The organism is Streptomyces fradiae (assembly GCF_041270065.1).
In the GTDB taxonomy this organism is placed as follows: domain Bacteria; phylum Actinomycetota; class Actinomycetes; order Streptomycetales; family Streptomycetaceae; genus Streptomyces.
Genome location: NZ_CP065958.1, coordinates 1401274 through 1418433 on the forward strand (window position 1 = coordinate 1401274; position 17160 = coordinate 1418433).

At 73.0% G+C, this 17160-nt stretch carries 16 protein-coding genes and 1 pseudogene; 6 read left to right on the top strand and 11 right to left on the bottom strand.

Annotated elements, in window-relative coordinates:
• Positions 1–26: 26 nt before the first annotated feature.
• Positions 27–701, top strand: a complete 675-nt coding sequence (locus JAO84_RS06210) for a lysophospholipid acyltransferase family protein (RefSeq protein WP_370411146.1) — start codon at positions 27–29, stop codon at positions 699–701.
• Positions 702–789: 88 nt separating this feature from the next.
• On the opposite strand, the gene JAO84_RS06215 is transcribed toward JAO84_RS06210, so the two are convergent.
• Together JAO84_RS06215 and JAO84_RS06220 are read right to left on the bottom strand one after the other, a co-directional pair.
• Entirely contained in the window at positions 790–2349 is a 1560-nt protein-coding gene (locus JAO84_RS06215) for an MFS transporter (protein WP_370411148.1), read from the bottom strand.
• A complete protein-coding gene (locus tag JAO84_RS06220; protein ID WP_370411150.1) occupies positions 2346–2897 on the bottom strand; it encodes a TetR/AcrR family transcriptional regulator in 552 nt (183 codons plus the stop codon). Before JAO84_RS06220 ends, JAO84_RS06215 begins: the two co-directional genes overlap by 4 nt.
• A gap of 84 nt (positions 2898–2981) precedes the next feature.
• On the opposite strand from JAO84_RS06220, the pseudogene JAO84_RS06225 reads away from it, so the two are divergent.
• Positions 2982–3522, top strand: a pseudogene (locus tag JAO84_RS06225) (HAD domain-containing protein).
• Between the two features lie 12 nt (positions 3523–3534).
• Here JAO84_RS06225 and argH read toward each other — a convergent pair.
• Both argH and JAO84_RS06235 read right to left on the bottom strand, forming a co-directional pair.
• A complete protein-coding gene (gene argH / locus JAO84_RS06230) occupies positions 3535–4962 on the bottom strand; it encodes an argininosuccinate lyase (protein ID WP_370411152.1) in 1428 nt (475 codons plus the stop codon).
• A 101-nt stretch (positions 4963–5063) separates the two neighbouring features.
• A complete protein-coding gene (locus tag JAO84_RS06235; RefSeq protein ID WP_370411153.1) occupies positions 5064–6257 on the bottom strand; it encodes an argininosuccinate synthase in 1194 nt (397 codons plus the stop codon).
• Positions 6258–6385: 128 nt separating this feature from the next.
• Between JAO84_RS06235 and JAO84_RS06240 the strand changes: the two genes are divergently transcribed.
• From JAO84_RS06240 to JAO84_RS06250, 3 genes are all read left to right on the top strand, one after another.
• Positions 6386–7750, top strand: coding sequence for a hypothetical protein (locus JAO84_RS06240; RefSeq protein ID WP_370411155.1), 1365 nt, complete (start codon positions 6386–6388; stop codon positions 7748–7750).
• A 68-nt stretch (positions 7751–7818) separates the two neighbouring features.
• Positions 7819–8415, top strand: coding sequence for a pyridoxamine 5'-phosphate oxidase family protein (locus JAO84_RS06245; protein ID WP_370411157.1), 597 nt, complete (start codon positions 7819–7821; stop codon positions 8413–8415).
• 37 nt (positions 8416–8452) lie between these two features.
• Complete coding sequence (locus JAO84_RS06250) at positions 8453–9139, top strand: L,D-transpeptidase (RefSeq protein ID WP_370411159.1); 687 nt, start codon at positions 8453–8455, stop codon at positions 9137–9139.
• Between the two features lie 10 nt (positions 9140–9149).
• Here JAO84_RS06250 and JAO84_RS06255 read toward each other — a convergent pair whose 3' ends face one another.
• The 7 genes from JAO84_RS06255 to JAO84_RS06285 all read right to left on the bottom strand — a co-directional run bounded on the left by JAO84_RS06255 (position 9150) and on the right by JAO84_RS06285 (position 16323).
• A complete protein-coding gene (locus JAO84_RS06255) occupies positions 9150–9686 on the bottom strand; it encodes an arginine repressor (RefSeq protein WP_265865455.1) in 537 nt (178 codons plus the stop codon).
• Between the two features lie 7 nt (positions 9687–9693).
• Positions 9694–10893 (bottom strand): acetylornithine transaminase, encoded by a 1200-nt coding sequence (locus JAO84_RS06260; RefSeq protein ID WP_370411161.1) that lies wholly within the window; start codon positions 10891–10893, stop codon positions 9694–9696.
• Complete coding sequence (gene argB, locus JAO84_RS06265) at positions 10890–11822, bottom strand: acetylglutamate kinase (protein WP_370411164.1); 933 nt, start codon at positions 11820–11822, stop codon at positions 10890–10892. Before argB ends, JAO84_RS06260 begins: the two co-directional genes overlap by 4 nt.
• A complete protein-coding gene (gene argJ, locus JAO84_RS06270) occupies positions 11819–12985 on the bottom strand; it encodes a bifunctional glutamate N-acetyltransferase/amino-acid acetyltransferase ArgJ (protein WP_370411166.1) in 1167 nt (388 codons plus the stop codon). Before argJ ends, argB begins: the two co-directional genes overlap by 4 nt.
• A complete protein-coding gene (gene argC, locus JAO84_RS06275) occupies positions 12982–14010 on the bottom strand; it encodes an N-acetyl-gamma-glutamyl-phosphate reductase (RefSeq protein WP_370411168.1) in 1029 nt (342 codons plus the stop codon). The genes argJ and argC overlap by 4 nt, the downstream gene beginning before the upstream one ends.
• A 92-nt stretch (positions 14011–14102) precedes the next feature.
• Positions 14103–14828, bottom strand: coding sequence for a VOC family protein (locus JAO84_RS06280; protein ID WP_370411170.1), 726 nt, complete (start codon positions 14826–14828; stop codon positions 14103–14105).
• Between the two features lie 556 nt (positions 14829–15384).
• Positions 15385–16323, bottom strand: a complete 939-nt coding sequence (locus tag JAO84_RS06285) for an aminoglycoside phosphotransferase family protein (protein ID WP_370411172.1) — start codon at positions 16321–16323, stop codon at positions 15385–15387.
• A gap of 108 nt (positions 16324–16431) precedes the next feature.
• Here JAO84_RS06285 and JAO84_RS06290 point away from each other — a divergent pair, with 108 nt between their 5' ends.
• Positions 16432–17019: a hypothetical protein gene (locus JAO84_RS06290; protein WP_370411174.1), complete on the top strand. Its 588-nt coding sequence runs from the start codon at positions 16432–16434 to the stop codon at positions 17017–17019.
• The last annotated feature ends 141 nt before the right edge of the window (positions 17020–17160 follow it).

Below are 17160 nucleotides of genomic sequence, written 5' to 3' on the forward strand. Positions count from 1 at the left end.
GCCGCCCGCCCGACACGGAGGAACCGTTGTCCCGTCTCGCGATCATGAAGGCCATCCTCGGACCGGTCCTGCGCCTCATGTTCCGTCCCCGCGTCGAGGGCGCCGAGAACATCCCGGGCACCGGTCCGGTGATCCTCGCGGGCAACCATCTGACCTTCATCGACTCGATGATCATGCCGATCTGCCTGGACCGCCCGGCCTACTTCATCGGCAAGGACGAGTACGTGAAGGGCACCGGCCTCAAGGGCCGGCTGATGGCCTGGTTCTTCACCAGTGTCGGCATGATCCCGGTGGACCGGGACGGCGGCCGCGGCGGTGTGGCCGCGCTGATGACCGGCCGCCGGGTCCTGGAGGAGGGCAAGATCTTCTCCATCTACCCGGAGGGCACCCGCTCCCCTGACGGCCGGCTCTACCGCGGCCGCACCGGCATCGCCCGGCTCACCCTGATGACCGGCGCGCCGGTGGTGCCGTTCGCGATGATCGGCACCGACAAGGTCCAGCCGGGCGGCGCGGGCATCCCGCGCCCGGGCCGGGTGACGGTCCGCTTCGGCGAGCCGATGGAGTTCTCCCGCTACGACGGCATGGACCGCGACCGGTACGTGCTGCGCGCGGTGACGGACTCGGTGATGGCGGAGGTCATGCGGCTGTCCGGCCAGGAGTACGTGGACATGTACGCGACCAAGGCGAAGGAAGCCGCGTAAGGCTGCGCGTAGGTACGCGTAGGGCTGCTCGTACGTACGAGGAGGGCGCCCCCGGGATTCCGGGGGCGCCCTCCTCGTGTGCCGGGCGTCAGTGCTCGACGGGGCCGTCCGCCAGCTTCTGGCCCTTCAGCAGGAACCAGGCCGCGACGGCGGTCGCCAGGAGCACCGCCGCGCCGACGCCGGAGGCGATGCGCAGGCCGTCGACGAAGGCGTCCTGGGCGGCGGTGACGAGCGCGCCGCCCTGGTCCGGGCCGAGGCCCGCCGCGGCCTCGACGGCGCCGCCCAGCGAGTCGTGGGCCGCGGCGGCGGTGTCCGACGGGATGCCCGCCGGGGTGGTGAAGCTCCGGTAGACGCCGGTCACGATGGAGCCGAGGACCGCGATGCCGAGGGCCGCGCCCAGCTCGTAGGCCGTCTCGGAGACCGCGGAGGCGGCGCCGGCCTGCTCCTTGGGGACGCCGGAGAGGATCACGTCGGCGGTGACGGTGAAGGCGAAGCCCGCGCCGACGCCGACGACGAGCAGGCTGGCGCCGAGCAGCGGGTAGCCGGTGGACCGGCCGATGGCGGTGAGCACCGCGAGGGCGAGTCCGATGGCGGCGAGGCCGCCGGCGACGACCGAGCGCACCGAGAACCGGCGGGCGACCCGGCCCGCGACCAGACCGGCCGTCACCGCGCCGATGGCGGCGGGCAGTTCGGCGAGCCCGGCCTCCAGGGGTGCCCGGCCCTGGACCAGCTGGAAGAACTGGGACAGGAAGAACACCAGGCCGGAGAGGCCGAGGATGGTCAGCAGGTCGGCGACCACGGCGGCGGAGAAGCCGCGGTTGCGGAACAGGCGCATGTCCAGGAGCGGGGCCGGCAGGGTGAGCTGACGGCGTACGAACCAGGTCAGACCGCCGATGCCGACGGCCAGCGCGGCCACCACGTCCAGGGTGAGGCCGTGGGCGGCCAGTTCCTTGATCGCGTAGACGACGCCGATCATGCCGGCGAGGGAGAGCAGGACGCTCGGCAGGTCCCAGGGGCCCGGGTTCGGGTTCTTCGACTCGGGGATCAGCTTGGCGCCGACGAGGACCAGGACGGCCATCACGGGCAGGTTGATGAGGAAGACCGAGCCCCACCAGAAGTGTTCGAGCAGGAATCCGCCGACGACCGGGCCCACGGCGGCACCGGCCGAGGCCATGGCGCCCCAGATGCCGATGGCGAGGCTGCGCTCGCGCGGGTCGTGGAAGAGGTTGCGGATCAGGGCGAGCGTGGACGGCATCAGGGTGGCGCCGGCGACGCCGAGCAGGGCGCGGGCCGCGATCATCATCTCGGGGCTGCTCGCGTAGGCGTTCAGGACGGAGACCGCGCCGAACGCGACGGCTCCGGTGAGCAGCAGCTTCTTGCGGCCGATGCGGTCGCCGAGGCTGCCCATGGAGACGAGCAGGCCGGCGATGACGAAGGAGTAGACGTCGCCGATCCAGAGCAGCTGGGTGCCGGACGGCTTCAGGTCCTCGGAGAGGAAGGGGGTCGCCAGGCCGAGTACCGTGGCGTCGACCGCCACGAGCAGTACGGCCAGGACGAGCACGGCGAGGGCGAGCCACCGGCCGGGACGGCGCACGCCCTCGGTATGGCTCTCGGGCGTCTGCGCCTTCGTGAGGCTGTCGCTGGTCACTTCTCCACGCTCCTGCGTGCTCCGCCGAGCATCAGCTCGGTGATCATGTACTGGTAGTCCTTGGCGGCGACCCGGCCGTCCATCACGGCCCAGGCGCCGGAGCCGACGAGGCCGTAGAAGGCCTCGCACAGCCAGGCGGGGGTCAGGTCGATCCGGAAGACGCCCTGCTCCTGGCCGCGCCGGAAGAGCGCGGCGATCCGGGCGTCGAGCCGGGCCCAGCCCTCGTGCTGCTCCTCCCCCTCGAACAGCTGGTTCTCGGTGACGAGGAAGGACAGCAGCGGGGCGACGGGCTCCACGGCGCCGACGAGCCGGCGCAGCACCTCGTCGGCGGGCCCCTCGTCGAGCCGCGCGCCGTCGAGGGCGGCCTCCAGCTCCGCGATCGCCATCTCCTCCAGCGCGCGGATCAGTGCCTCCCGCCCGGCGAACAGCCGGTGCAGCGTGGCGCGCCCGATCCCGGCGGCCCGGGCGACCTCGTCCATGGTGGCGGTCGCCTTCACGGAGAGCGTGGCGGCGGCGGAGCGGAGGACATGGGTGCGATCGACGGCCATGAGACAACCATACACCGAATGAGACATCAATGTCTCATTCAATAAATCGACGCCTCACGAGGCGTGGGAGGGAATCCTGTGCGCATGACAAGACCGCTGCTGCTGATCGACGTCGACGGGCCGCTGAATCCGTACGCGGCGCAGCGCGAGCGCCGCCCGGAGGGGTATACGACGCACCGGATGAGCCCCACCGGCTGGGTCGGGGCAAGGCCGCTGCGGGTGTGGCTGAACCACGGGCACGGCGCGGAGCTGCTGGCGCTCGCGGAGGCGTACGAGCTGGTCTGGGCGACGACCTGGAAGGACGAGGCGAACTGGGGGTCCCCCCACGCCCTCAGGGCGTAGGGGGCGGATCGGGCCGCATCTGGGGCTGCCGGAGCTGCCGTTCATCGACTGGCCGAAAATGCACGGGGCCGCCCCGCGCGGGACGTTCTGGAAGACCCAGTACATCCTGGAGTACGCGCAGGGGCGGCCGTTCGCGTGGGTGGACGACGACATCACGTCGTACGACCACGAGTATGTGGAGCAGAACCACCTCGCCGCCGCCCTGTTGCTGCGCGTCGACGAACGGATCGGACTGCTCCGGCCGGACTTCGACGCGCTCGCGGAGTGGGCGGCGGCGCTGTGACGTGCTGAGTGGTTACTGCTTGGCGGTGGCCCAGGCGTGCTGGATGACCAGGTCCGCCTTGACCTCGACCAGTTGGGCGGCGACGGCCGAGGGGGCGGTGCCGCCGCGGCCGTCGCGGGAGGCGAGGGCGCCGGGGACGTTGAGGACGGTGCGGACCTCGGGGGTGAGGTGCTCGGAGATCTTGGCGAACTGCTCGTCCGTGAGGCCGTCGAGCTCCTTGCCCTCCGCCTCGGCGACCTTGACGCACTCGCCGGCCACCTCGTGCGCCACCCGGAAGGGGACGCCCTGCTTGACCAGCCACTCGGCGATGTCGGTGGCGAGGGAGAAGCCGGCCGGGGCGAGCTCCTCCATGCGCTCCCGGTTGACCGTGAGGGTCGCCATCATGCCGGTGAAGGCGGGCAGCAGGACCTCCAGCTGGTCGCAGGAGTCGAAGACCGGCTCCTTGTCCTCCTGGAGGTCCCGGTTGTAGGCCAGGGGCAGCGCCTTCAGGGTCGCCATCAGGCCGGACAGGTTGCCGATGAGCCGGCCGGACTTGCCCCGGGCCAGCTCCGCGATGTCCGGGTTCTTCTTCTGCGGCATGATCGACGAGCCGGTGGAGAAGGCGTCGTGGAGGGTCACGAAGGAGAACTCCTTCGTGTTCCAGATGATGATCTCCTCGGCGATCCGGGACAGGTTCACGCCGATCATCGCGGTGATGAAGGCGAACTCGGCGACGAAGTCCCGCGAGGCCGTGCCGTCGATCGAGTTGCCCGCCGAACCCCGCTCGAAGCCGAGGTCCTTGGCGACCGCCTCCGGGTCGAGCCCGAGGGAGGAGCCGGCGAGCGCGCCGGAGCCGTACGGGGAGACGGCGGTCCGGGTGTCCCACTGGCGCAGCCGCTCCGCGTCCCGGGAGAGCGACTGCACGTGGGCGAGCACGTGGTGGGCGAAGAGCACCGGCTGGGCGTGCTGGAGGTGGGTGCGGCCCGGCATGGCGACGTCCGGGTGCGCCTCGGCGAGGCCGACCAGCGCGTCCTGGAGCTCGGCGATCAGGCCGCCGATGATCCGGGCGTGGTCCCGCAGGTACATCCGGAACAGCGTGGCGACCTGGTCGTTACGGGACCGGCCGGCCCGCAGCTTGCCGCCGAGCTCGGCGCCGAGCCGCTCCAGGAGGCCCCGCTCCAGGGCGGTGTGGACGTCCTCGTCGGCGATGGTGCCGACGAAGGAGCCATCGGCGACGTCCGCCTCCAGCTGGTCGAGACCGGCCAGCATGCGGGTCAGCTCGTCCTGGTCAAGGAGCCCGGCCTTGTGCAGCACGCGCGCGTGGGCACGGGAACCGGCGATGTCGTACGGCGCGAGCCGCCAGTCGAAGTGGACGGACGCGGACAGCTTCGCCAGGGCCTCGGCGGGCCCGTCGGCGAACCGGCCGCCCCAGAGCCGGACGTCACCGTTGTTGCTGCTCACTGCTGTGCTCCTTGAGGACAGTGTCTGGATGTGCGGCCGCCTCCCTGCCGCGTACCGCAACGGCGTACGGACAGGGAGGCGGCTTGTACAACGTGCGGGGGTCAGCCCAGGTCGCGCTTGGCGGCGATCTTCGACGACAGGGCGAAGATGTCGATGAAGCCCTGCGCCTTCGACTGGTCGAACGTGTCGCCGGTGTCGTAGGTGGCGAGGTTGAAGTCGTACAGCGACTCGGCGGACTTCCGGCCGGTGACGACGGCGCGGCCGCCGTGCAGGGTCATCCGGATGTCGCCGGTGACGTGCTGGTTGGCCTCGGTGATGAAGCCGTCCAGGGCGCGCTTGAGCGGCGAGAACCACAGACCGTCGTAGACCAGCTCGCCCCAGCGCTGCTCGACCTGCCGCTTGTAGCGGGCCAGCTCGCGCTCGACGGTGACGTTCTCCAGCTCCTGATGGGCGGTGATCAGGGCGATCGCGCCGGGAGCCTCGTACACCTCGCGGGACTTGATGCCCACGAGCCGGTCCTCGACCATGTCGATCCGGCCGATGCCCTGGGCGCCGGCCCGCTCGTTGAGCTGCTGGATGGCCTGGAGGACGGTGACGGGCTTGCCGTCGATGGCGACCGGGACGCCCTCCTTGAAGGAGATGACGACCTCGTCGGCCTCGCGGGCGACCGCCGGGTTCTGGGTGTACTCGTAGATGTCCTCGATCGGCGCGTTCCAGATGTCCTCGAGGAAGCCGGTCTCGATGGCCCGGCCGAAGACGTTCTGGTCGATGGAGTACGGGGACTTCTTGGTGGTCGCGATCGGCAGGTTCGCCTTCTCGGCGAACGCGATGGCCTTGTCGCGGGTCATCGCGTAGTCACGGACCGGGGCGATGCACTTCAGGTCCGGGCCGAGGGCCTGGATGCCGGCCTCGAAGCGCACCTGGTCGTTGCCCTTGCCGGTGCAGCCGTGGGCGACGATCGAGGCGTTGTGCTTGTTGGCGGCGGCGACGAGGTGCTTCACGATGGCCGGCCGGGAGAGCGCCGAGACCAGCGGGTAGCGGTCCATGTAGAGGGCGTTGGCCTTGATCGCCGGGAGGCAGTACTCGTCGGCGAACTCGTCCTTGGCGTCCGCGACCTCGGCCTCGACTGCACCGCAGGCGAGCGCGCGCTTGCGGATGACGTCCAGGTCCTCGCCGCCCTGGCCGACGTCCACGGCGACGGCGATGACCTCGGCACCCGTCTCCTCGGCGATCCAGCCGATGGCGACGGAGGTGTCCAGGCCGCCCGAGTAGGCGAGTACGACGCGCTCGGTCACGGGGTTCTCCTTACCTTGCAACCACTGATGGGTATAACTATGCAGTCCTCCGTATGTTTTGTCAACGCGTCTCCGTGGCGGCGGAAAATCCCAGGCCGGAGCGGGTGCGTGCGCTCTAGGCTCCGTGCATGACGAGCGAGGAGATGCCGCTGGACGCGGCGATACGGGGGCTCGCGCGGGGGCGCGCGCTTGACGAGGTCATCGACGTGGGACGGCCGGCGGTGTGGCTCGCCCTCGACGAGCGGATCCGGTCCGTGTACGGATGGAGGGGCCCGGAGCGCCCGACCCACACGTGGCTGGCCAAGAGCGTGCGCCCCACGGTCCTGCGGGAGCTCCTCGGCGACCCGGCGCCGACCGAGGCGGAGCTCGTCCTCGCCCTGTGCGACGGCGACGGCCGCATCCGCGAGGCTGCCCTCCCGCACGCCGCCCGCCGTCCGGCCGTCCTTCCCCTGATCGCCGTCCGCACCACCGACTGGGTTCCGGCGGTACGGGACAGGGCGCGGGAAGTCCTGGCCGCCACCCTGCCCGGGGCCGACGAGCGGACCCTCGCCGTCACCGCCCCCGTGATCCTCCGGCTCCGCGACCGGGTGCGCGGTGGCCGGGCGACCGACCTGCTCCAGGAGCTGCTGCGCGCCGCACCGGACGCGAGCCTCACCCGCCTGTTCCGCAACCGGGACCGGCCCACCCGGCGGATCGCCTTCGGCCTCGCCGTCGAGCGCGGGCTGCTCTCCCCCACCGACCTGGCACGCATCGCCGCGTACGACGAGGATGTCGCCCTTCGGGGCCGGGCCGCGAACGCCGCGCTCGCGGCCGGCGTCCCTGACGAGACACTGCCGCTGCTGCTCGGCGCACGGTCCGGCGCGGTCCGCTCGGCCGGGGTCACCGCCCTGCGGAAGGCCGGGCGGGCCGCGGAGGCGGAGCCGTACCTCTTCGACCGGTCGGGGCTTGTCCGGGCCTGCGCCCGCTGGGTGCTCCGGAAGGACGGCCACGACGCGCTCGCGCGCTACCGGGCCGCCTGCGCGGATCCGGCGACCGTGCCCGGGTGGGCGCCGCTCGGACTCGCCGAGTGCGGCGAACAGAAGGCGGACATGGAGACGCTGTGGGACCTGACCGGGCACCCGGACCCGCTGGTGCGGTCCTCCTCCGTCGCGGGTCTGCGGATGCTCGAGGTCGCGGACTTCGCCCGGCTGCTGCCGCTGCTCGACGACCCGGCGCCCGGTGTCGTACGGGAGACGGCCCGGACCCTGCTGCCCTGGGCGGACCGGGTGCGGGAGGAGGAGTTCCTGCGCCGCACCGGGCCGGGCCGGCCGGTGCACGTCCGCGTCCGGGCCCTGCTCCTGCTGCGGGAGCACGCCTCCGCCGTGTACCGGGAGGCGGCCGAGCGGCTCGTCGCGGACCCCGACCCGGTGCTGCGGCTGCACGTCCGCCGCGCGCTCGGCAGGGAGGAGCCCGTACCGCGACCGCTGGGCACCCTGCCCCGGTGGCGCGCCTGAGGGCGGGTGGGCGACCGCATGGCGAAACACCCGTTCGAGCGTGGCCGCCCGCACCCAGAATGAGCACCATGGGGAAAACATATGAACGCATCGACGGACGGCTCCGCGCCTTCATCCAGGCCCAGCCCGTCTTCTTCACCGCCACCGCGCCGCTCTCGGGGGACGGCACGGTCAACCTCTCACCGAAGGGCCTGAGCGGCTCCTTCGCCGTCCTCGACGAACACACCGTCGCTTACCTGGACTTCGCCGGGTCCAACGCCGAGACGGTGGCGCATCTGCGGGAGAACGGGCGGATCACGCTGATGTGGTGCGCCTTCCAGGGGCCGCCGAACATCGTGCGGATCCACGGGCGCGGCGAGCCGGTGTTCCGGGACGATCCGCGCTGGGGCGAGCTGCTCGGGCACTTTCCCGGGATCGACCCGGAGCCGCACGGGCTGCGCGCGGTGATCGTGGTGCGGGCCGAGCTGGTGCGGGACACCTGTGGGTACGGCGTGCCGTTCATGTCGTACGACGAGGACCGCGATCTGCACCAGAGGCGCTTCGGCCGGGAGGACAACGCCTCCCTGGACGCGTACTTCGCCAAGAAGGAGCACATCGCGACGAGCATCGACGGCCTGCCGGGGCTGCCCCTGCCGCTGCCGCCGCTCCCCCGCACGGGTGAGTAGCCGGGCGGCGGGCCCGGGCGCGCTCTAGCCTCGCGCCATGCGCACCCTTCTCGTACTCGGGGCCCTGGTCACGGCGCTCGCCTCGCCCAGGCCGCCGGTGCCCCTGCCGGAGCTGATGGCGGACACCGGCGGCGGCTCGCAGCTGATCACGGCGGAGGCCGCCGGCCCGTCGGCCACCACCGGGACCGTCACCTGGTGGGACCGGCGCGGCGGCCGGTGGGTGCGGGCGGGGGCGGCGGAGGCGCGGTTCGGGGCCAACGGCCTTGCCGAGGGGGCGGAGCGGCGGCAGGGCACCAGCACCACGCCGACCGGGCTTTACGGCCTGCCGTTCGCCTTCGGGACCGAGCCGGCACCGGCCGGGACGGCGTACGGCTACGCGCGGGTGACCGACCGGTCCTGGTGGTGCCAGGACAACGAGTCGGCCGCGTACAACCGCTGGGTGGAGGGGCTGCCGGAGGACTGCCGGGCCGCCGAGTCGGAGCATCTGGCGGACTACGGCACGCAGTACGCGCACGCGCTCGTCATCGGCTTCAACTACGCGCGCCCGGTGCGCGGGCGCGGGGCCGGGATCTTTCTGCACGTCAACGGGCGTGGGGCGACCGCCGGTTGTGTGTCGGTGCCGGCGGACGCGATGCGCCGGATCCTGGCCTGGGCGGATCCGGACCGCCGGCCGCACATCGCCGTCGGCACGCGGGGCGGGCCGACGGCGATCACGCGCTACTAGCTCTGGGTGTCTAGCGTTCCTTCTGCGCGAGTCGCAGCAGGTGGTCGGCGAGCGCCTGGCCGCCGGCCGGGTCGCGGGAGATGAGCAGCAGGGTGTCGTCGCCCGCGATCGTGCCGAGGATCGCGTGGAGTTCGGCCTGGTCGATGGCCGACGCGAGGAACTGGGCGGCGCCCGGCGGGGTGCGGAGCACCACCAGGTTGGCCGAGGCCTCGGCGGAGATCAGCAGTTCGCCGGAGAGGCGCCGCATGCGCTCCTCCTTGGCGGACTCGCCGAGCGGTGCCTGCGGGGTGCGGAAGCCGCCCTCGCTGGGCACCGCGTAGATGAGTTCGCCTCCGGTGTTGCGGATCTTCACCGCGCCGAGCTCGTCGAGGTCGCGGCTGAGCGTCGCCTGGGTGACGCTCAGTCCGTCGTCGGCGAGGAGCTTGGCGAGCTGGCTCTGCGAGCGCACCGGCTGCCGGTTGAGGATGTCGACGATCCTGCGGTGGCGTGCGGTGCGGGTCTGCGGAACGGACGGCCCGCCGTGCTCGGGTTCCTGCGCGTCGGTCATCGTCGTCTCATTCTCCGGTTCGTCCTTGCCCGTTCGCCTCGTCCAGGACGCCGGGCAGGGCCCGGAGGAAGGCGTCCACCTCCGCGTCTGCGATGACGAGCGCCGGCATGAGCCGTACGACATCGGGGGCGGGCGCGTTCACCAGGAGGCCGGCGTCCTGAGCCGCCTGCTGCACCTGGGGTGCGAGGGACTCGGTGAGCACGATACCCAGCAGGAGGCCGGAGCCACGGACATGGGAGACCAGCGGGTGGCCCAGGCCCTCGATTCCGTCGCGCAGCTTCTCGCCGAGCCGCTTCACCTCGTCGAGGGCGCCGTCGGCGCCGAGGGTGTCCAGGACCGCGAGTCCGGCGGCGCAGGCGACCGGGTTGCCGCCGAAGGTGGTGCCGTGGTGGCCGGGCGCGAAGAGCTCCGCGGCCTTGCCGAAGGCAACGGTGGCGCCGATCGGGAGGCCGCCGCCGAGGCCCTTGGCGAGGGTCACGACATCGGGCTCGACGGCGGCGTGGGCCTGGTGCTCGAACCAGGTGCCGCACCGGCCGATGCCGGTCTGGACCTCGTCGAGGACGAGCAGGGTGCCGGTGGCGCGGGTGATCTCACGGGCGGCGGTCAGATAGCCGGCGGGCGGCACGACGACGCCGTTCTCGCCCTGGATGGGCTCGATGATCACGAACGCCGTCTCCTCGGTGACGGCGGCCCGCAGGGCCTCCACGTCGCCGTACGGGACGTGGGTGACGTCGCCGGGCAGCGGCAGGAACGGGGTCTGCTTGCCGGGCTGGCCGGTGAGCGCGAGGGAGCCCATGGTGCGGCCGTGGAAGCCGCCGGTGGTGGCGACCATGTGGGACCGGCCGGTGAGCCGGCCGATCTTGAAGGCGGCCTCGTTGGCCTCGGCGCCGGAGTTGCAGAAGAAGACCTTGCCGGGCCGGCCGAAGAGCTGGAGGAGCCGCTCGGCGAGGGCGACCGGGGGTTCGGCGACGAAGAGGTTGGAGACGTGGCCGAGGGACGCGATCTGCTGCGACACGGCCTCGACGATGGCCGGGTGGGCGTGGCCGAGGGCGTTGACGGCGATGCCGCCGACGAAGTCGAGGTACTCCTTGCCGTCGGCGTCCCAGACCTTGGCGCCCTCGCCGCGGACCAGCGGCAGCCGGGGGGTGCCGTAGTTGTCCATCAGCGAGCCCTGCCACCGCTGGGTCAGGTCCTGGTTGCCGCTCATGCTTCCCCCTTGGCCGTGTCCGTGGTGTCGTCCGTGGTCTTGTCCGGCACGACCATGGTGCCGATGCCCTCGTCGGTGAAGATCTCGAGCAGGATGGAGTGCTGGACCCGCCCGTCGATCACGCGGGCCGTGGTGACGCCGTTGCGGACGGCGTGCAGGCAGCCCTCCATCTTGGGGACCATGCCGCTGGAGAGGTCGGGCAGCAGCTTCTCCAGCTGGCTCGCGGTGAGCCGGCTGATGACCTCGTCGCTGTGCGGCCAGTCCTCGTACAGGCCCTCGACGTCGGTGAGGACCATCAGCGTCTCGGCGCCCAGCGCCGCAGCGAGTGCCGCAGCCGCCGTATCAGCATTGACGTTGTAGACATGTCCGTCGTCCTGGGAGCGGGCGATCGAGGAGACGACGGGGATGCGCCCGTCGGCGAGCAGGGCCTCGATCGCGCCGGTGTCGATGTGGGTGATCTCGCCGACCCGCCCGATGTCGACGGGCTCGCCGTCGATCTCCGGCAGGTGCTTGGTGGCGGTGATGGTGTGGGCGTCCTCGCCGGTGAGTCCGACGGCGAGCGGGCCGTGCTCGTTGAGCAGGTTGACGAGCTCGCGCTGGACCTGGCCGGCGAGCACCATCCGTACGACGTCCATGGCGTCCTCGGTGGTGACCCTGAGGCCCGCCTTGAACTCGCTGACGATGCCGTGCTTGTCGAGGGCGGCGCTGATCTGCGGGCCGCCGCCGTGCACGACGACCGGCCGGAGGCCGGCGTGGTGCAGGAAGACGACGTCCTGGGCGAAGGCGGCCTTCAGCTCCTCGTCGATCATGGCGTTGCCGCCGAACTTGATGACGACGGTCTTGCCGCGGTGGCGGGTGAGCCAGGGCAGGGCCTCGATGAGGATCTGGGCCTTGGGGAGCGCGGTGTGCTTCCGCGTGCCGTTGCTCATGACGAGTACGCGCTGTTCTCGTGGACGTAGTCGGCGGTGAGGTCGTTGGCCCAGATGACGGCGGTCTCGGCGCCGGCGGCGAGGTCGGCGGTGATGACGACCTCCCGGTAGCGCATGTCGACGAGCTCGCGGTCCTCGCCGACGGAGCCGTTCTTGCAGACCCAGACGCCGTTGATGGCGACGTTCAGCTGGTCGGGGTCGAAGGCGGCGGCGGTGGTGCCGATGGCGGAGAGCACCCGGCCCCAGTTGGGGTCCTCGCCGTGGATGGCGCACTTGAGGAGGTTGTTACGGGCGATGGACCGGCCGACCTCGACGGCGTCGTCCTCGGTGGCCGCGTTGATCACCTCGATCCGGATGTCCTTGCTGGCGCCCTCGGCGTCGCCGATGAGCTGGCGGGCGAGGTCGGCGCAGACCTCCTGGACGGCCGCGGCGAACTCGTCCTGGGCCGGGGTGACGCCGGCGGCGCCGGAGGCCAGCAGCAGCACGGTGTCGTTGGTGGACATGCAGCCGTCGGAGTCGACCCGGTCGAAGGTGAGCCGGGTGGAGTGGCGCAGGGCGGCGTCGAGGCCGGCGGCGTCGACGTCGGCGTCGGTGGTGAGGACGACGAGCATGGTGGCGAGGCCGGGGGCGAGCATGCCCGCGCCCTTGGCCATGCCGCCGACCGTCCAGCCGTCCTTCGTCACGACGGCGGTCTTGTGGACGGTGTCGGTGGTCTTGATGGCGATGGCGGCCTTCTCGCCGCCGTGCTCGGAGAGTTCGGCCGCGGCCCGCTCGACACCGGGCAGCAGCTTGTCCATGGGCAGCAGCACGCCGATGAGCCCGGTGGAGGCGACGGCGACGTCACCGGCGCCGGTCTCGCGGCCGGCCTTGGTGAGGACCTCGGCGACCTTCTCGGCGGTGGCGTGGGTGTCCTGGAAGCCCTGCGGGCCGGTGCAGGCGTTGGCGCCGCCGGAGTTGAGGACGACGGCGGTCAGCTCGCCGTCGGCGAGGACCTGCTGCGACCACAGGACCGGGGCGGCCTTGACGCGGTTGGAGGTGAAGACTCCCGCGGCGGCGCGGCGCGGCCCGGTGTTGACCACGAGGGCCAGGTCCGGGTTGCCGTTCTGCTTGATCCCGGCCGCGATGCCCGCGGCCGTGAATCCCTTCGCTGCGGTGACGCTCATGGAGCGACTCCAATCGTGGAGAGTCCGGTCGTCTCGGGAAGCCCGAGGGCGATGTTCATGCTCTGCACCGCTCCGCCGGCGGTGCCCTTGGCGAGGTTGTCGATGGCGCTGATCGCGATGATCCGGTTCGCGGCGGGGTCGTGCGCGACCTGCACGTGAACGGCGTTGGAACCGTAGACGGAGGCCGTGGCGGGCCACTGTCCCTCGGGGAGGAGGTGGACGAAGGGCTCGTCCGCGTAGGCCTTCTCGTACGCGGCGCGCACGGCCTCGGCGGTGACACCCGGCCTGGCGGTGGCCGAGCAGGTGGCGAGGATGCCGCGGGGCATCGGCGCGAGGGTGGGCGTGAAGGAGACGGTCACGCGCTCCCCGGCCGCCGCGCTGAGGTTCTGGATCATCTCGGGGGTGTGCCGGTGGCCGCCGCCGACGCCGTACGGGGACATGTTGCCCATGGTCTCGCTGCCGAGCAGGTGCGGCTTGGCGGCCTTGCCGGCGCCGGAGGTGCCGGAGGCGGCGACGATCACGGCCTCGGTCTCGGCGAGCCCGGCTCCGTACGCCGGGAAGAGGGCGAGGGAGACGGCGGTGGGGTAGCAACCGGGCACCGCGATGCGCTTGGACCCCTCCAGCGCGGCGCGGGCGCCCGGCAGTTCGGGCAGGCCGTACGGCCAGGTGCCGGCGTGCGGGGAACCGTAGAAGGCCTCCCAGTCGGCCGCGTCCTTCAGCCGGAAGTCGGCACCCATGTCGACCACGAGGGTGTCGGGCCCGAGCTGCTCGGCGACGGCGGCGGACTGCCCGTGCGGCAGGGCGAGGAAGACGACGTCGTGGCCGGCGAGGGCCTCCGGGGTGGTCTCGGTGAGCACCCGGTCGGCGAGCGGCAGCAGGTGCGGCTGGAGCCCGCCGAGCCGCTGCCCGGCGTTGGAGTGCCCGGTCAGGGTGCCGATCTCGACCTCGGGGTGGGCGAGGAGAAGGCGCAGGAGCTCTCCGCCCGCGTATCCGCTCGCGCCTGCGACTGCTGCTCGTACCGTCATCGAAACCCTCCTCATGGATGGCATGACTATACGTGCGTCCGCAGTTTTATGCAATGAGGTGGTGGGAGGGGCGGGCGGGTGTCTTCTGCGCTTTAGCGCGGGGCGAGGACGCGGAACGCGTGGCCCTCCGGGTCGGCGAGGTGCGTCCGGCCGAGGCCGGTGGCGCCGAGGTCACACAGGCGGGCCACCTCGGCCGCTGTGTCGTCGCCGGGGTACGGCAGCAGGTCGAGGCGGACCCGGTCGGGTACGGGCGGTACGGCGTGCGCGCCCGGCACGCGCAGGAACTCCAGGTACGGGCCGGTGCCGGCCGGGGAGCGGAACCGCGCGAGGTCGCCGCTCACCTCGTACGGCGTCCAGTCGATCGCCACGCCCCAGAACCGGGCCATGGCCCGCGGATCCGCGCAATCGACCACGATCGCGGCGATCGGCCCGGTGTCCCGGTACACCTCGCGGGCCTCCAGGACACAGAACTCGTTCCCCTCGGGATCGGCGAGCACCACCCAGGGCACCTCGCCCTGCCCCAGGTCGACGGGCGTCGCACCGAGATCCCTCAAACGGGTGACCAGCTCGGCCTGATGGGCCGGGGAGGTGGTGGCGAGATCGAGGTGCGTGCGGTTCTTCGTGGCCGTCTTGCCGTCCGGGACGGGGACAACGCCGATCCCGAGCCCGCCCCCGGCCGACCCGATGCAGGTCGCCGCCCCCGTGTCGTACGTGTCGTAGGTGTCGTACGCGGCCCAGCCGAGCGCCTCCGCCCAGAACCGGCCGACGGCCGGGGCGTCGAGGGCCTTGATGGTCACCTGGGCGGGGCGCAGCGGCATGACGGCGATCCTAGGCGCGTGTGCGTGTCGTGGATCGGAGGCGGACGGCCTGGGGCGGGTGGCGCTCGGGAGGCCTCCGATCCTGCGGGGGGGGCGGAGGGGGTGGGGTGTCCCCTGGCCCGGCCGGGCCAGGGCGTCGGGGCCTCCCCAGGCCTGGCGGGGCCGAGGGCGTCGGGGCTACAACTGCCGCCAGAGCCGAGGGGGGCAGGGCTCTCCAGGCCCGGCAGGGCCGAAGGTATCGAGGCTCCGCACTGCCGCCAGAGCCGAGGAGGCGGGCCTCCCCGGGCCGGCAGGGTTCGTCGGGGAGATGGCCTGGGACCTCGCTCGCGCGTACAGCGGACCGCTGCCTGTCACCACCGGCGAGCACCGGCTTGGGACGTACGCCATGTGACGGCGGACTCGTCCCGCCTGCGCCGGGAGCTCGGCTGGAAGCCGGAGCGTACGCCGGGCTGCGCCAGCGGCCGGGCCGGGTCCGTACGGTACGGGCGGCTCCGCCGGTGGCGCCCCTGCCCTGGCGAAACTCCGGGGAGTCGCCGACCGGGGCCGACCCGGGGACTCAGTCCAGCTGCGGCGCGGCCGCGAGCCGGCGCAGGGCGGCTCGGGCGGGCGGGCCCCAGGTGGGTTTGCCGCCGGGGCGGCCCAGGTCGCCGGCCTCGCCGACGAAGACGCCGCCGAGGGCGCGGTGCACCGCCCAGCCGCGGGCGCGGCGGAGGGTGGCGGTGTCCGGGGCCGGGCGGTAGGCGGCGTGGCAGCGGTCGGCGGCGCCGTCCGGCAGCAGGTTCCACGCGGCGGCGAGGTCGCAGGCCGGATCGCCCGCGCAGAGGTCGCCGAAGTCGATGACGCCGCAGAGGGTGCCGTCGGCGGTGAGGACGTTGGCCGGGTGCAGGTCGCCGTGGATCCACATCGGCGGACCGTCCCACGCGGGCGCGGCCACGGCGTCCTCCCAGACCGCGCGAACGGCGTCCGGGTCGGGGATCAGCCCCCGCTCAGTGGCCGCGGCGAGCCCTTCGGCGACCTGCTCGGCGATCCCGGCCAGCGGGCCGCCACGGCCCCGCCCGGCCGGCGCCTCGGCAGGAGCGGGCCGGTGAAGCGCCGTCAGGAACGCCGCCAGGGCCTGGGCCGGGTCCGCACCGCGCGTGACCGTAACGGGGACGCGGTCGGCCGGCTCCCCCGGCACCCATGTGGTGACGATCCACGGCCGCGGGAACCGCCCGGAGGGCTCCCCGATCCGCTGCGGCACGGGCACCGGCAGCGGGAGCCCCGGCGCGAGTTCGGGCAGCCAGGCGTGCTCCTTGCGCAGCAGCGCGTCCGCCGACTCCGTCGCCCACGGCAGCCGTACCGCCAGATCATCGCCGAGCCGCCAGAGTTGGTTGTCCCAGCCCCGTGCGCCGAGGCGTAACGGACGGTCGGCCAGGTCGGGATGCTGCTCGCGCAGCAGCTCGCGGATCAGCTCCGCGGTGATCTCGATCTCGGGCTCGGTCTCGGCGTGGGTCATGGGGAGCCACCGTAGCCGCGCGGCGGGCGCGGAAGGTCCGCCTCTTGTCACAACCGGGCGTCCCGCCTCGTCACCCCTGTGCCCCTGCACTTGAAGCGAGGACGGACGATGGACGAGGAGACCTTCCTGAGCGCGTGCTTCGACGCGTACGAGGAGCGGCTGCGCGAGGTCGCCCGAGGGGTGCTCGGGCCGTACGGGGACGTGGACGGCGCGCTCGCCGAGGCGCGGGGGCGGATCGGGGAGGCCGGGGCCGGGGTCGAGGCGTGGCTGACGACCCTGGTGGCGCACACCTGCGCGCGGCGCACGGCCGGGGGTGGTGGGCCGCGCCGGGCCGGGGACGGGGATCCGGCCCGGGAACGGAACGTGGTCGAGGTCTTCCTGGCCGCGCTGCGAATGCGCGATCCGCGGGCGCTCGCCGCCGTACTCGACCCGGAGGCGGTGGCCCGCTCGGCGCACGGCACCGTGCGCGGCGCGCCGGCCGTCGCCGAGGGAGCCGCCGCCGCGTTCGCCCGGCGGACCGGCCAGGTGGTGCGGCCCGCACTGGTCGGCGGGTCGCTCGGCGCGGTCGCCATGACCGGCGGCCGAGCGGTGGCGGCGGTGGCGTTCACCGTACGCGCGGGACGGATCGCCGCCCTCGACATCACCCTCGGCGAGGAGCGAGTCCGGGACCTGACCCTGATCTACCCGGACCGCTGAGCGGCGGCGCGATCGCCGCGCCGGTCCGGGACCGGCCAGGCCGACCAACGCGCCGGGCCCGCGCCGCCAAGGCGGAGGCCGCTAGGCCGGGGGCCTCCGGACCGCGGCTACCGGACCGGGGCCACCGACACGTGCAACGAC

Coding starts and splice junctions, on each gene's coding strand:
- JAO84_RS06250 (WP_370411159.1), top strand. CDS start 8,453: ATGCGCACCCTTCTCGTACTCGGGGCCCTGGTCACGGCGCTCGCCTCG.
- argJ (WP_370411166.1), bottom strand. CDS start 12,985: ATGAGCGTCACCGCAGCGAAGGGATTCACGGCCGCGGGCATCGCGGCC.
- JAO84_RS06290 (WP_370411174.1), top strand. CDS start 16,432: ATGGACGAGGAGACCTTCCTGAGCGCGTGCTTCGACGCGTACGAGGAG.
- argB (WP_370411164.1), bottom strand. CDS start 11,822: ATGAGCAACGGCACGCGGAAGCACACCGCGCTCCCCAAGGCCCAGATC.
- JAO84_RS06255 (WP_265865455.1), bottom strand. CDS start 9,686: ATGACCGACGCGCAGGAACCCGAGCACGGCGGGCCGTCCGTTCCGCAG.
- JAO84_RS06260 (WP_370411161.1), bottom strand. CDS start 10,893: ATGAGCGGCAACCAGGACCTGACCCAGCGGTGGCAGGGCTCGCTGATG.
- JAO84_RS06280 (WP_370411170.1), bottom strand. CDS start 14,828: ATGCCGCTGCGCCCCGCCCAGGTGACCATCAAGGCCCTCGACGCCCCG.
- JAO84_RS06220 (WP_370411150.1), bottom strand. CDS start 2,897: ATGGCCGTCGATCGCACCCATGTCCTCCGCTCCGCCGCCGCCACGCTC.
- JAO84_RS06285 (WP_370411172.1), bottom strand. CDS start 16,323: ATGACCCACGCCGAGACCGAGCCCGAGATCGAGATCACCGCGGAGCTG.
- argC (WP_370411168.1), bottom strand. CDS start 14,010: ATGACGGTACGAGCAGCAGTCGCAGGCGCGAGCGGATACGCGGGCGGA.
- JAO84_RS06245 (WP_370411157.1), top strand. CDS start 7,819: ATGGGGAAAACATATGAACGCATCGACGGACGGCTCCGCGCCTTCATC.
- JAO84_RS06240 (WP_370411155.1), top strand. CDS start 6,386: ATGACGAGCGAGGAGATGCCGCTGGACGCGGCGATACGGGGGCTCGCG.